Annotated in this window: 12 protein-coding genes and 1 rRNA gene; 3 read left to right on the top strand and 10 right to left on the bottom strand. The window is 47.7% G+C overall.

Annotated elements, in window-relative coordinates; all coding sequences use genetic code 11:
* From NTZ10_02280 to NTZ10_02260, 5 genes are all read right to left on the bottom strand, one after another.
* A 23S ribosomal RNA gene (locus NTZ10_02280) occupies window positions 1-2,326 on the bottom strand; the annotation flags it as partial.
* A gap of 320 nt (window positions 2,327-2,646) precedes the next feature.
* A complete protein-coding gene (locus NTZ10_02275; GenBank protein MCX5749060.1) occupies window positions 2,647-2,898 on the bottom strand; it encodes a zinc ribbon domain-containing protein in 252 nt (83 codons plus the stop codon).
* A gap of 12 nt (window positions 2,899-2,910) precedes the next feature.
* Window positions 2,911-3,624 carry a hypothetical protein gene (locus tag NTZ10_02270; protein ID MCX5749059.1) on the bottom strand — a complete coding sequence of 238 codons (714 nt, stop codon included), beginning with the start codon at window positions 3,622-3,624 and terminating at the stop codon, window positions 2,911-2,913.
* Window positions 3,625-3,640: 16 nt separating this feature from the next.
* On the bottom strand, window positions 3,641-3,910 hold the full coding sequence (locus NTZ10_02265) for a PDGLE domain-containing protein (GenBank protein ID MCX5749058.1): 270 nt from the start codon (window positions 3,908-3,910) through the stop codon (window positions 3,641-3,643).
* Window positions 3,907-4,611, bottom strand: a complete 705-nt coding sequence (locus tag NTZ10_02260; GenBank protein MCX5749057.1) for an energy-coupling factor ABC transporter permease — start codon at window positions 4,609-4,611, stop codon at window positions 3,907-3,909. Before NTZ10_02260 ends, NTZ10_02265 begins: the two co-directional genes overlap by 4 nt.
* A 127-nt stretch (window positions 4,612-4,738) precedes the next feature.
* Here NTZ10_02260 and NTZ10_02255 point away from each other — a divergent pair, with 127 nt between their 5' ends.
* Window positions 4,739-5,266: a hypothetical protein gene (locus tag NTZ10_02255; GenBank protein MCX5749056.1), complete on the top strand. Its 528-nt coding sequence runs from the start codon at window positions 4,739-4,741 to the stop codon at window positions 5,264-5,266.
* 1 nt (window position 5,267) lies between these two features.
* Here the strand turns inward: NTZ10_02255 and NTZ10_02250 are convergent, their stop codons facing one another.
* From NTZ10_02250 to NTZ10_02235, 4 genes are all read right to left on the bottom strand, one after another.
* The gene (locus tag NTZ10_02250; GenBank protein MCX5749055.1) at window positions 5,268-6,260 is read right to left on the bottom strand and encodes a deoxyhypusine synthase family protein; all 993 of its coding nucleotides are present in this window, start codon (window positions 6,258-6,260) and stop codon (window positions 5,268-5,270) included.
* Between the two features lie 152 nt (window positions 6,261-6,412).
* On the bottom strand, window positions 6,413-7,750 hold the full coding sequence (locus NTZ10_02245) for a hypothetical protein (GenBank protein MCX5749054.1): 1,338 nt from the start codon (window positions 7,748-7,750) through the stop codon (window positions 6,413-6,415).
* A gap of 1 nt (window position 7,751) precedes the next feature.
* Entirely contained in the window at window positions 7,752-9,005 is a 1,254-nt protein-coding gene (locus tag NTZ10_02240; protein MCX5749053.1) for a hypothetical protein, read from the bottom strand.
* Window positions 9,006-9,199: 194 nt separating this feature from the next.
* Window positions 9,200-10,057, bottom strand: coding sequence for a hypothetical protein (locus NTZ10_02235; GenBank protein MCX5749052.1), 858 nt, complete (start codon window positions 10,055-10,057; stop codon window positions 9,200-9,202).
* Between the two features lie 129 nt (window positions 10,058-10,186).
* Between NTZ10_02235 and NTZ10_02230 the strand changes: the two genes are divergently transcribed.
* Window positions 10,187-10,900 (top strand): hypothetical protein, encoded by a 714-nt coding sequence (locus NTZ10_02230; GenBank protein ID MCX5749051.1) that lies wholly within the window; start codon window positions 10,187-10,189, stop codon window positions 10,898-10,900.
* A gap of 82 nt (window positions 10,901-10,982) precedes the next feature.
* Window positions 10,983-12,269, top strand: coding sequence for an MFS transporter (locus tag NTZ10_02225; protein MCX5749050.1), 1,287 nt, complete (start codon window positions 10,983-10,985; stop codon window positions 12,267-12,269).
* A 189-nt stretch (window positions 12,270-12,458) separates the two neighbouring features.
* On the opposite strand, the gene NTZ10_02220 is transcribed toward NTZ10_02225, so the two are convergent.
* Window positions 12,459-13,007, bottom strand: a complete 549-nt coding sequence (locus NTZ10_02220) for a HEAT repeat domain-containing protein (protein ID MCX5749049.1) — start codon at window positions 13,005-13,007, stop codon at window positions 12,459-12,461.
* Window positions 13,008-13,071 lie beyond the last annotated feature (64 nt).

Below are 13,071 nucleotides of genomic sequence, written 5' to 3'. Positions count from 1 at the left end.
CCCAGTCAAACTGCCCACCTAACTCTGTTCCCAGAATTCAACATTCCGGGTTAGAATTCCAACGAGACCAGAGTGGTATCTCACTGACGACTCCCCCGAACCTAACGGCCCGGGATCAAAGTCTCCCACTTATGCTGCACGGATCACATCGAAACTCAAAGCTAGGATACAGTAAAGCTCCACGGGGTCTTTCTGTCCTGGTGCAGGTAATCCGTGTCTTCACGGATATCCCAATTTCGCCGAGTCCCTCTTCGAGACAGCGCTTCTATCATTACGCCTTTCGTGCGGGTCGGAACTTACCCGACAAGGAATTTCGCTACCTTAGGACCGTTATAGTTACGGCCGCCGTTCACCGGGGCTTCGATTCAATGCTTGATATAATCTCACATTTCCTCTTAACCTTCCGGCACTGGGCAGGCGTCAGCCCCTATACATCCCATTGCTGGTTTGCAGAGACCTGTGTTTTTGTTAAACAGTTGCAGAAGCCTAATGTCTGTGACCCCCGAATTTAACCGGGGGCGTCTCTTCTCCCGAAGTTACGAGACCATTTTGCCTAGTTCCTTAAAGAGGGTTCTCTCGCGCGCCTTGGCTTTTTAAGCCGACCCACCTGTGTCGGTTTGTAGTACGATCACCACCCGCAAACAAGCATGGCTTTTCTCGTCAGGATGACTTGACCACTTCTGGAATCATTGCTGAAACCACCGTACTCATCCTGCCATTGCTGACAGGACTTGAACCGGAATCCAATAACCGGCTGGCCTATCTTCCCGCGTCCCCACGCAGGTTAACTGCGGATAGTGGTACAGGAATATTAACCTGTTTACCATCGCTTACCCCCGATAAAGATCGGGGCTGGGCTTAGAAATCGACTTACCCTGGGTGGACGAACCTTCCCCAGGAAACCTCAGGTTTTCGGCGGACAAGATTCTCGCTTGTCTTTTCGCTACTTATGCCGACATTCTCGCTTCTATTTCGTCCATCGCGGCTCACGCCGCGACTTCAACCTACAATAGAACGCTCCCCTACCAGATCCACCGCCGAGGCGGTGGAAATCCGTAGCTTCGGTGATATACTTTAGCCCCGTTTATTTTCGGCGCAAGATCACTCGACCAGTGAGCTGTTACGCACTCTTTAAAGGATGGCTGCTTCTAAGCCAACCTCCTGGCTGTTTTAGCGACCTCACTTCCTTAACCACTTAGTATATACTTAGGGACCTTAGCTGACGATCTGGGATGTTCCCCTTTTGCCCACGAAGCTTATCCCTCGCAGACTCACTCCTGTGCATAGCACTGCGGCATTCGGAGTTAGCCAGGATTTGGCAAACCTTCCGGTCTCCTAGTCCAAACTGTACTCTACCTCCGCAGCCATTCACACAAGGCTGGCCCTAAAACCATTTCGGGGAGAACTAGCTATCTCTGGGCTCGTTTAGCTTTTCACTGCTATCCTCAAGTCATCGAAAGATTTTTCAACATCTACTCGTTCGGGCCTCCCCCCGATTTTCATCGGGGTTCACCCTGCTCAAGGATAGATCGCTCCAGTTTCGAGTCTATTACTAGCAACTAATGCCATGAACCTAAGCTTGCGCATGGTTCATGGCGGGCGCCCAAACATTTAGGACTCGCTTTCGCTGCGGCTGGTCCCGTAAAAGGGACTTAACCTTGCTGCTAACAATAAGTCGCCGGCTCATTCTTCAATAGGCACGCCATCACCCCGATTGCTCAGGGCTCTGACTGCTTGTAGGCATACGGTTTCATGTACTATTTCACTCCCCTCCCGGGGTGCTTTTCACCTTTCCCTCACGGTACTTGTTCACTATCGGTCTACTTCTAGTATTTAGCCTTGGATGATGGTCCACCCGGATTCCCACAGGATTTCTCGTGTCTCGTGGTACTTGGGGACGCTCGAGAAAGACATTATCTTTTCGCTTACATGGCTATCACATTCTTTGGCGCTCCTTTCCAGGAGACTTCTGCTAAAATAATGTTTTGTAACTTCCCGTCACGACTGCAATCGTGACTTGAACGCCCCGCGACACCTTATAAGAAACACTTGCAGGTTATTACTCTTATAAGGTTTAGGCTGTTTCCATTTCGCTCGCCGCTACTCTGGAAATCTCAGTTGATTTCTTTTCCTCAGGTTAATAAGATGTTTCAGTTCGCCTGGTTTGCTTTTTCATGCGCAGACATGACTCTGCGCGGGTTCTCCCATTCGGAAACCTTCGGATCAATGCTTGTTTGACAGCTCCCCGAAGAATATCGCCGCCACACGCGTCCTTCATCGCCTGAAGTAGCCAAGGTATCCTCCATATGCCCTTAGTATCTTGTCCCACAATCACTAGTTAACGCATCTGTTCCGCCCTGTCGCAAAACAGGCGGAAAGATTCGCGTCGCAGGGATCCTTGTGTCAGATCCCCGCCTCTTCTTTACACGCGGATTACCTTATTTAGTTATCAAGGTTCTTGAGCTTAACGTCCCCGGCAATCATTATTGCCCCCGGAACTGCCCTGTATAGACGAAAAAAAAGCGCTCATCAGCGCTTTGCTTAAAGGGTCTGATGAGATTTCCCTTTCAGGTCTTAGTTGTCGTCATACGTATGTAACTATACTATATTATTATATGTGTGTCAATCGGGGGTTTTGCCAAAAGTTTATTTTTTATCCGCCTGTTTTGGTTCGGTTTTTTTCTTGGGAGGAGAGATGTAAGTTTCAGCGGTTTTCTTATCCCTGGTATTATCCGTCACGTAAAATCCCGATCCCTTGAACACTATCCCCGCCGCGTGGATCATCCGCCTCACGGGGCCCTTGCAGAAATTGCACTCCTTTAAAGGCTTGTCCTTTATGCTTTGGAACTCCTCGAAGGTCTTGCCGCATGAGGCGCATTTATATTCGTATGTTGGCATATTTTTATTATATCAAAATTTTGATGTAAGCCCGATCGTCGCGACATTACTCGATGCCTCTGTCATGGCAATTGAATAACCCGCATCAAATCTTGCGCCCTTAGTCACCTGCCATTGCCCACCGATCTGCAGTTTGCCTGTGGTCTTTATCTGACATGATGAACCAAAGTACTCAGCGACAATATTGAAACTCTCCGTCAATACTTTTTCGACGGCAGCAGAATAAACAAACATATCATCACACGGACTGTTGGCGGCGTCTCCGACTACGATATAACCCGCGTTCAAGTCGAACTTCGCACCTAAATATCTTTTTGTTAGCAGAAGTACAGCCCCGTAATCGGTAAAGCCGGAACCAAGGCTTGGCACTGGGCTTCCATTAGTAAGCTTCAGATCGCCTCTTAAAGCGAGGCCTTCATCCGCCCCCAATTTGATCAGCTTCAATTTTGCATGGATAACAGCATCCGCTGTTCTTTGAATATCCGATGTATTGTACGGAAGCTCCAGCATAAGTTCCATGTCCGGGCTTACCCCTCTTCTCAACAGGAAGACAAAACCGCTTGAGACCGTATTGTCGTTCTTTTGCCTGATAATATTAAAGCCGGTTTCTGTCTCATATTTTCCGTGCTCTAATGTGGAGTAATCGTCCGTCACAAGAGGCCTGGCTGCATAAGAAGGCATTACAAAAAAGAAAAATATCAGCAGCGGTAAATACTTTTTAAGCATTTAAAGGTTGTTCTTTCTATCGTTGGTTGATCCTTCGAAAATACATTCCCGCAAAATAAAATATCCCGGCCGTCAGGACCACCCCGCAGGCTCCGGCAATAAATGTAGAGATAATCCCACTGCCGATGAACGGAAAGCAGTATCTCGTCATGATAGAAGATCTTTCGACTGCCAGTTTACCAAATCCAAGTTTCTCTGCGGTAAAATCGAGCCCGTCGGGAAATGTTGAGGCAAAAAAAGCGGCAAGCATGGCTATGGCGATAGAAAACCAGAATATCTTTTTCATTTTGCGTCCTCATTACCAGCAAGACGCCTGAAAACACCTATGAACGCTATTGTAATGAGCGCTTCAGCTATTCCTATGACCGCATGGACTTTTATCATCGCCAAAAAAACCGTTCTTAACGCGATGGCGCCTGAAAATCCGATCTGCAACGAGCACATCGCCGCCGCAAGCATCACCGACACCCATGAAGCGATCGCCACCGCGCTCCACTCCGGCATAATTTTCTTGGCGAAATAATATATGTAATAGCACCCGAACGAAGCTACGACCGCCATATTGATAATATTAGCTCCGAGCGTAAAAAGTCCGCCGTCCGCAAAAAATATAGATTGCATTATTAAAACCGTTGCTATCACTATTGTTCCCGCGAAAGGCCCCAGAAGTACAGCCGCAAGCACACCACCTATCAGATGACCTGAAGTTCCGTTGCTTACCGGAAAGTTGAACATCTGCGCCGCAAACACAAGAGAAGCTACCATCCCCATCTTATAGATCTTTTGTTCTCCGATCTTTGTGAGAACTCTCCGGCTTCCGCCGAGAACTTTATTTGCTCCCGCTCCGGCAGCTGCCATGACCTTTCCCGGAACAACTGCTGTCACCGCCTGCCTGACCTTAGCCATACAATAAGCAAGCGCCACAGCCGCCGCACCCATCATCCCCGCCGACATTTTTGGGTCTAAGAAACCGTCCGGTATATGCATTACCTCGTCCTCCCGATATTATAAACATAACATCCGTCAAGACCTTAATCAACTGCTCTTTTTGCCGCTTGACACTTCCTTCCTGTTTTTGTACACTAAAATTAGTATTTTCAGAAAGGAGCTTAATATGATCTTAAAAAGGACCGCTATTCTTTTACTGTTGTTTTCTATAATTCTTTCGGTCAGCGCCGCTGCCCAGGAGATGTCCGTCACATTCAAGGACGGGGCAAAACAGATCTTTACTCTCACCCAGCCGGCCGTTAACATCTCAAAGATAGAGCTTGGCACGGGCGAGATCACCGGATCTGCCACGGTCCCTGCAGTAACGGCAGCCGGAACATCCTCTGATCCCGCGGGTTATGTAAAAGGATTTGAAGGTAAATGGAACTCAAAATGGGGAGTCCTGACATTTGCCGTGTACGGAATGAAAGTTATAGGGGATTATACATATAATAGCGGTAAGATAGAAGCCAACCTCGCTGCGGACGGAAAGACCATGGAAGGCACCTGGTCTGAAGCTCCCACTTATTCCGCCCCGCAATGCAGCGGAAAATGCACATTTACCCTGTCTTCCGACGGGAACAGCATCAACGGCCACTGGTGGTACGGGGACGGTAAAGACGGCGGTGACTGGAACGGTATAAAGCTGAAGTAAGCTATTCCTGGCCGAGGATATACGAGAACATCAGAGGGGCTACTATCGTCGCGTCGCTTTCAATTACAAAACTTGGAGTTTCTTTTCCCAGTTTGCCCCACGTGATCTTTTCATTAGGGACCGCGCCGCTATAAGAACCGTAAGACGTGGTGCTGTCGGATATCTGGCAGAAATATCCCCACTTCCTGACATCTTTCTCAAAAAGGTCCTGCTCGATCAAAGGCACGACACATATCGGGAAATCCCCTGCTATGCCGCCCCCTATCTGGAAAAAGCCTATCGGGTGGTCTTTAGATGTCTTTTTGTACCAGTCGATCAAAAAGCTCATGGTCTCGAGCCCGGTCTTCACGATAGACATGTCTTTGATATTTCCTCTTTTATGGTCTGCGACAAGGACGTTGCCTATCGTTGAATCTTCCCAGCCCCCGACGAATATCGGGAGATCTTTTTCGCATGCTGCTATCAGCCAGGAATCTTTCGGGTCTATCTGGTAACTTTCTTTCAGCACTCCGTCCCTGATGATCCTGTACATGTACTCGTAAGGAAAATATCTTTTCCCTTCTTTTTCAGCCTTGTACCAGTATTTCTGGACTATCCTCTCTATCCTTCTCATCGCTTCTTCTTCGGGAATGCATGTATCTGTCACCCTGTTCATATGTCTTGCAAGAAGTGCTTCCTCGTCGTCTTTTGTAAAATACCTGTAGCCGGGAACCCTTTCGTAAAAGTCATGGGCGACAAGGTTGAATATGTCCTCTTCAAGGTTCGCGCCTGTTGTCGATATCGCGTGGATTTTGTCCTGCCTTATCATCTCCGCAAGCGTGAGCCCGATCTCTCCGGTGCTCATGGCGCCCGCCATCGCAAGGAACATTTTTCCGCCTTTGCCCAGGTGCTCCACATAAGCGGCGGAAGCATCTTTCACGACCGCTGCGTTGAAGTGCCGGTAGTTGTGGTCGATGAAATTTTTGATGGCCTTAAATTGTTCTTTATTGTTCATGATTTATTTCTGTTGTTTCATTATAAAACGATATGGTTTGATTAGTCAATGGAAAAGGAACATTCTTTGACAGAAGATTTATGAATATTCAAACAGTTGGAATGACTTGCGAACATACTACGATATCATCTAATGCTGAGTTATGACCTGCTTTATTTTTGCTCTTCCTTTTTTTCCATCTCGTCAATGAACATTTTTACGACGTCGTTTGCCAGTTCAGCTAATATTTTGACGGCTCTTTCGTCCTGCATTGCCCCGATTATCGCCGCGGCCTTTTCTAAAGGCATTGTTTTGTCATAAGTGACCCTGAGCGGGCTGGCAGTTTGATAGTCGATATTGATTACTTGCGCAAATATATCCGCGATTCTGCTTGCAAGCATCTTTTCATCAGCCAATATTGCCGCAGCCCTACTTACTGAGACCTTGTCATCAGCCAGTATATTCAAAACCCTGCGGGCCGGCATTTTTTCATCGGCAAATACTGCTGCAGCCCTGCACGGGAACATTATGTCATCAGTTAATATTGCCGCGGCCCTGCTTGCAGGCATTTTTTCAAAGGCTAATATTCTCATGACCTTATGAGCGGTTGTTTTTTCATCAGCCAATATTGCAGCGGCCCTGTCCGGCAGCATTCTGTCATCAGCAAATATTGTCTCGATTCTTCTCTCATCCATATTGTTATGTACTACTATTGAAACCGCTCTGGCAACGGTCATTTTGCCGTCATTTAAAATACCCGCGGCCCTGCTGAGAGGCATTTTGCCGTTATTTAAAGTCGCAGCGACTTTCTCTACAGTCAACCTGTCATCATTTAAAATGACTGCAGCTTTCTCTAAAGGCAGGCTTTCATCGGCAAATATTGCCTCAATTTTTACTATTCCTATTGTATTTTCAGATAATATATCAGCGGCCTTCCTGGGCTCAATAAGATCGTGCGCTAATATCCTCGCAACCCGGACTGGGGGCATTTTTTCATCTGCCAGAATAATTGCGGCCCGGCTTCCGGTCATATTGATATCGGCAAATATTCCCGCAACTTTATCTAAAGGCATTCTTCCATCAGCAAGTATTTCTGCGGCCTTATCTGAAGTTATCGTCCTTTCAGCCAATATAGCCGCAGCTCTGCTTATAGACATTTTTTTATCGGCAAATATCCACGAAGCCGTGCCGGCATCAAAAGTAAAACATTTTAATATTTCCGCAGACCTGAGCGCAGGCATTCCTGTGTCAGCTAATATTTCAGCAGCCCTGTGCATTCCGGCCAGCATTCCCGCAGCCCTGCCGACAGGCATTTTGTAATCGGCGAATATGCGCACGACCGTTCCTAAATCCGTCTTTTCATTGCCGAGCACGAGGACCGCTTCAGGGATACTGGCACGGGACCTCCAGTAATTACCTGGGGATGTTAGTCTTGCTGAAGCTATCCTTGTTGTAATATCGGCCCTGCTTGTTTTTACCGCCGCCGCAAAAAAAGGTCTTGCTGTCTGCATTTTATTTTCCTATCTTCTCAATAATTCGTCTTACGAGTTCGTCTCCCATTTCAGCTAAGATGTAAATTGCGTTTACGTCCGGCATTTCCCCGATTATGCCTGCAACCTTATCTAAAGAGATTTTTTCATCGGCTAATATATCCGCGGCCCTGGTAATAGGCATTATGCCGCCACCTAATATACCCGCAGCTTTCTGAACATTAATAAGATCACATGCTAATATTCTCACGGCCCTATCTAAAGGCATTTTCCCGTCAGCCAATATCCCCGCAGCCTTCCAAAGATTAATAAGATCATGCGCTAATATACCCGCAGCCTTCTCTAAAGATATTTTGTCATCAGCTAATATATCCGCAGCCCTGGCAACAGGCATTTTGTAATCAGCTAATATATCCGCAGCCCTGCAAAGACTCATTTTATCATCAGCTAATATACCCGCAGCCTTCTCTAAAGATATTTTGTCATCAGCTAATATATCCGCAGCCCTGGCAACAGGCATTTTGTAATCAGCTAATATTCCTGCAACCCTGGCAACAGGCATTTTGTCATCAGTTAATATACCCGCAGCCCTCCAAGGATTAATAAGATCATGCGCTAATATTCCCGCAGCCCTGCTAGCAGGCATTTTGTCATCAGCTAATATACCCGCAGCCCTGCTTGCAGGTATTTTGAGATAAGCTAATATTCCCGCAACCCTGGCAACAGGCATTTTGCCATCAGCAAATATTCCTGCAGCCCTGGCAACGGGCATTTTGTCATCAGCAAATATAGCCGCAACTTTCATTAAATCTATTTTGTCATCAGCTAATATACCCGCAGCTTTCTCTAAAGGCATTTTGTCATCAGTTAATATACCGTCATCAGCTAATATACCCGCAGCTTTCTCTAAAGGCATTTTGTCATCAGTTAATATACCCGCAGCTTTCTCTAAAGGCATTTTGTCATCAGTTAATATACCCGCAGCCCTGCTAATAGACATTTTGACATCAGCCAAAATTCCCGCAGCCATTTCTACTCTAGCTAATATATCCGCAGCCCTGGCAACGGGCATTTTGTCATCAGCAAATATAGCCGCGACCATTTTCTTATCTATTATTTTTTCATTTAATGCACGGACAGCTCCCGGAATACTGGCACGGGATCTCCAATAATCACCATTAGGTGAATAAAGTCTTGCCGAAGTTATCCTGGCGGCGACATCGATCCTGCTGCTCGTCCTTAACGCTGCTGCAAAAGAAGTCCTAGTTGTCTGCATTTTTATTTTCTCCCTTTAATATCCGGATCGTCATCGGCTGAAAGAGTATCGATGGTATTTTTTATAAATTTCACTCGATTTTGATCTTGGGCAGGGAAAATAGAAATCCAAATTTTAGTTCTCCCCTGACAAGGAGACCTGCCTGCCGGCAGGCAGGGATGTCACGAAGTGACAGGGGGGTTTATTTTAACCGGTCAGAACGTGTACGCGTATCCGATCGTCGCTATGCCGCCTTTTGCTGCACTAGCACCGCCATATTTTATTGCAGAGTATCCAAACTGCGCATTAAAGGCGCCAATATCAAATACCGCGATGTTAGCGCCGATATAAGCTTCAAGGCCGTATGAACCGGTCCTTCCGCCGCTGACCTTCAGAGGCACGATTATCCCGCCCCCGATGTACCAGTCGACCGGCACGTCCTGCATTTTGAGCATATCGAGCGCGTAAATGCCGCCTAATTTCAGCGTGGCTATCTTCAGGTCGGTATCCTTTCCGCTGGCTCCCGTGAGATAATCTCCGCCTAACCTCACCTTCGCACCCCGGATAAATCTTGTGAGCGGATAATCTAACACTGCCGATGCAGCCGTAAGACCCGCGGACACGCCAAAGTTAGCCCCTATGGTCAAGCCCCATGGTGACGGGACAACCGGAATTGCCGCTGCAGTTGATACCCGGGCAGGAGTTACTTTTTCAGGTAACGGCGGCACCCACGGTGTTGCCGGAGCTTTTTTTAGTGTCGGCTTTAAAGCCGGCTTCTTTGCGGCTTTCTTTATCTTCGCAGCTTTTGCTGTTATCTTTTTCTTCGCGGCTTTTGCTTTCTTCGTGACCTTTGTCTTCTTTGCGGCTTTTGTCTTCTTTGCGGCTTTCGTCTTCTTTGCAGCTTTTGTCTTCTTCGCGGGTTTTTTATTCTTCACGGCCTTTTTATTCTTCACGGTCCTGACGATCCTCTTCCCCGGCTTTCTCGGGGCTTTTTTCTTCGCTGCTGAAACAGAAGCTACAGTAAAGTTTGCTATTAAAGATGCCGCCAGTATTAATGCGATCAGTTTTTTCATTTATAGATATTTTATCATTCCGGCACTCGTTGTCAATGGAAAAATGCAAGATAAAGTTTAATATTTCCCCCCGCCCTTGAAATTATACTAAAATAAAGTGTATTATGTGGTATTAAAGGAGAAAAGAAAATGAAAAAACACCTGTTCGTGTCAGCCGTCATATTTGCCGCCGTGCTGTCCGCGGTCTCTTTCGCTGCAATGCCCTACGCCCCGAAGAATGTCGTCGCCATCAATCTGGGCCCTAAAAACCCGACTTTTAATGAATCGAAGTTCCAGGACATCAAGTTCTATTACACCCCGGAACTCAATTGGGACACAAATAAAGCCGGGGGAAAACCGGCATTTCTTGCGGACTGGATCAATAAGAAAGGTCTGCGCCAGGATGAAGCGGTCCTTCTTGACAGGAACGGCTTCGGCGCTTTCGAATGCTTTCTGATGAGGGATACCAAATTCGAGGATAACCGGATACTCGGAGATATCGAAAATATGGGTGAGGCGCTTAAGGCTGTTGTCGAGAACGGGAGGACTTCAGGTGACAGGACCGGCAAGAAAATGGACCTGACCATGATCTCCGCGGTCTACGGCCGGCCTTTTCCGGATTTTGAGATCGTGACTTCTTCCGGAGAGGTCACAACGACGCGTAACGCGATCAGTGCCGCCGGACTGCCGACCATCGTCTTTGTGTACTACATACCGCGCGACCATCAGTTCAAGGACGCGGAATCATCGATGAAGGATGTGACCACCGTGATGCAGGCGATCGGAGGCATCACCAACATGTCCGTCAGCGATGACCGCACAGATCTGTTGAACAGGATAGAGAACGACCTTTACTGCAGGTAGTTAAGATCGTCTTCGTCGTTTATTCGGACGCCGACCGGAAGTTCTTTGATGACGCACCGCTGATGATATAATAAAATTAGTCATGAATGGATCTTTTGCGAACATATTCCGCGCACTGAAGAACCGCAACTACCGTTTGTTTTTTGCGGGCCAGAGCATATCGCTGATCGGGACATGGATGCAGGCCGTCGCGGTGGGCTGGCTGGCGTATAGGATGACGAACTCAGCTTTTGTCCTCGGAGCCGTGGCGTTCTCAAGCCAGATACCGGCGTTCATCATTGCGCCTTTCGCGGGAGTGATGGTCGACAGGTGGGATAAGCAGAAGGTCCTCATCATCACTCAGACCATCTCCCTTTTTCAGGCGCTTGCGCTTGCATCTCTTGTACTTTCAGGCAGGATCGAGGTCTGGCACCTTTATTTACTGGGAGCGGTCCTTGGGCTCGTTAACTCGATCGACATGCCGGCAAGACAGTCCTTCGTGGTCAAGATGGTCAAAAGAGAGGACCTGGGAAATGCGATAGCGCTTAACTCATCAATGGTTAACAGCGCGAGACTCATCGGACCTGCTGTCGCGGGAGTGCTGATCGCGATGTTCGGTGAAGGTTACTGTTTTCTTATCAATGCAGTAAGCTATGTCGCCGTTATAATATCACTGATGATGATGAAGATCACGGCCACTGAGGAAAAGAGAGTGGCAAAGCCTTTCTTCAGGGAATTCAAAGATGGCCTGTCTTACGCCTATCATAATGAGGCGATAAGGGACATAATCCTGCTCATCAGCATGGTGAGCCTTGCAGGGATGTCGTATGCGATACTGATGCCTATTTTCGCGAAGAACATCCTTCACGGAGGGCCTCAGACACTCGGTTTCCTGATGTCCGGAGCGGGAATGGGAGCCCTTGCAGGAGGTCTGTTCCTTGCCTCGCGCAAAAGCGTCGTCGGACTCAATAAGTTGATGAACTTCGGCACAGCCCTCTTTGGCGCGGGGTTGATCCTGTTCTCACTATCTAAGATTTATATCTTGTCGCTCATACTGATGCCTGTCGTGGGGTTCGGGATGCTGACGCAGATCGCAGGAAGCAACACTGTGCTGCAGACTATCGTCTCTGACAACAAGAGAGGAAGGATCATGAGCCTCTATTCGATGGCTTTTCTAGGAATGGCGCCGTTCGGAAGCATAATCGCCGGGACGCTCGCCCACAATCTTGGAGCACCGACCGCGGTCATGATAAACGGGATCATGTGCCTCATTGCATCAGCGCTGTTTTACGTACGCCTGCCGCATATCAGGAAAGTAATAAGGCCCATCTATGTAGAAAAGGGGATCCTTGAAGCTTCGGAGATAACGACACCTCCCGAGGAATGCTGAAGGATCTAGCCGTCTCCACCAATAAGTAAAAATGTTCCGGATTATTTAACACATTGGAGGGTATGCGCGAAACATCCGATATTCGAATTTCGGATTTTGTCTTTTCTGATCTATCGGGCAGATCACCGACTGGGATGTCCCTGTAGTCAACTATGTCTCGTTCAAGGAGCTATAAAGTGACTTATCTGCCTATTTCTTGACCCCCGCAGGCTTTTCGAGCGGTATGGTGCCGGGTTTTGCAACAGGTTGAGTTTGTGCTTTTTTTATCTTTTCGATTGCTTGTTGTGCAGACAGGCGAACAAGGCTTTCACTATCGTTCAATGCTTTCACGAGATCCGGGACTGCCTGTTTATCGCCAAATTCACCTAGTGTATAGGCGGCGTGATATCGAACGATCCATTCATTGTCTTTCAGCGCTTCGACAATGGCCGGGATTGCAGGACTTCCGATTTTTTGCAAAGCTTCGACTGCTTCTTGGATCCAAACGTAGTTACGGCTTTTAAATACATCGATCAACCCTTTTATTTTTTTCTGTTCCGAAGTGTCCGGTGCCGACTGCGGCGACGGGGCTGATGCGACCGGCTGCGCTGCAGCCAGCAAGATTACTGGCCTTTCTCCAAAACCTGCAGACCCGACTTCCGTGTTTCTTGCAGATCCTTCTTTTTTGAGGGCTGACAGTCTTTTGTATTCATCGGCTGTAACCGGGACCGCTAAACTTCCGCCATTAATTCCGCTCATTACTTTTCTCCTTCTGTCTTTATTGGGATCACAACCGACAACAGCTTTGATCTGCCGGTTTTTG

It is taken from the genome of Candidatus Saganbacteria bacterium (assembly GCA_026387835.1).
Lineage (GTDB): Bacteria > Margulisbacteria > WOR-1 > JAKLHX01 > JAKLHX01 > JAPLKZ01.
This window is presented reverse-complemented; position numbering and strand designations above follow the sequence as displayed.

What these genes read in the sequence shown, in the direction of transcription:
- NTZ10_02260 (MCX5749057.1), bottom strand. Translation starts at nt 4,611, where the DNA reads ATGCATATACCGGACGGTTTCTTAGACCCAAAAATGTCGGCGGGGATG.
- NTZ10_02255 (MCX5749056.1), top strand. Translation starts at nt 4,739, where the DNA reads ATGATCTTAAAAAGGACCGCTATTCTTTTACTGTTGTTTTCTATAATT.
- NTZ10_02265 (MCX5749058.1), bottom strand. Translation starts at nt 3,910, where the DNA reads ATGAAAAAGATATTCTGGTTTTCTATCGCCATAGCCATGCTTGCCGCT.
- NTZ10_02270 (MCX5749059.1), bottom strand. Translation starts at nt 3,624, where the DNA reads ATGCTTAAAAAGTATTTACCGCTGCTGATATTTTTCTTTTTTGTAATG.
- NTZ10_02225 (MCX5749050.1), top strand. Translation starts at nt 10,983, where the DNA reads ATGAATGGATCTTTTGCGAACATATTCCGCGCACTGAAGAACCGCAAC.
- NTZ10_02230 (MCX5749051.1), top strand. Translation starts at nt 10,187, where the DNA reads ATGAAAAAACACCTGTTCGTGTCAGCCGTCATATTTGCCGCCGTGCTG.
- NTZ10_02275 (MCX5749060.1), bottom strand. Translation starts at nt 2,898, where the DNA reads ATGCCAACATACGAATATAAATGCGCCTCATGCGGCAAGACCTTCGAG.
- NTZ10_02250 (MCX5749055.1), bottom strand. Translation starts at nt 6,260, where the DNA reads ATGAACAATAAAGAACAATTTAAGGCCATCAAAAATTTCATCGACCAC.
- NTZ10_02235 (MCX5749052.1), bottom strand. Translation starts at nt 10,057, where the DNA reads ATGAAAAAACTGATCGCATTAATACTGGCGGCATCTTTAATAGCAAAC.
- NTZ10_02220 (MCX5749049.1), bottom strand. Translation starts at nt 13,007, where the DNA reads ATGAGCGGAATTAATGGCGGAAGTTTAGCGGTCCCGGTTACAGCCGAT.
- NTZ10_02240 (MCX5749053.1), bottom strand. Translation starts at nt 9,005, where the DNA reads ATGCAGACAACTAGGACTTCTTTTGCAGCAGCGTTAAGGACGAGCAGC.
- NTZ10_02245 (MCX5749054.1), bottom strand. Translation starts at nt 7,750, where the DNA reads ATGCAGACAGCAAGACCTTTTTTTGCGGCGGCGGTAAAAACAAGCAGG.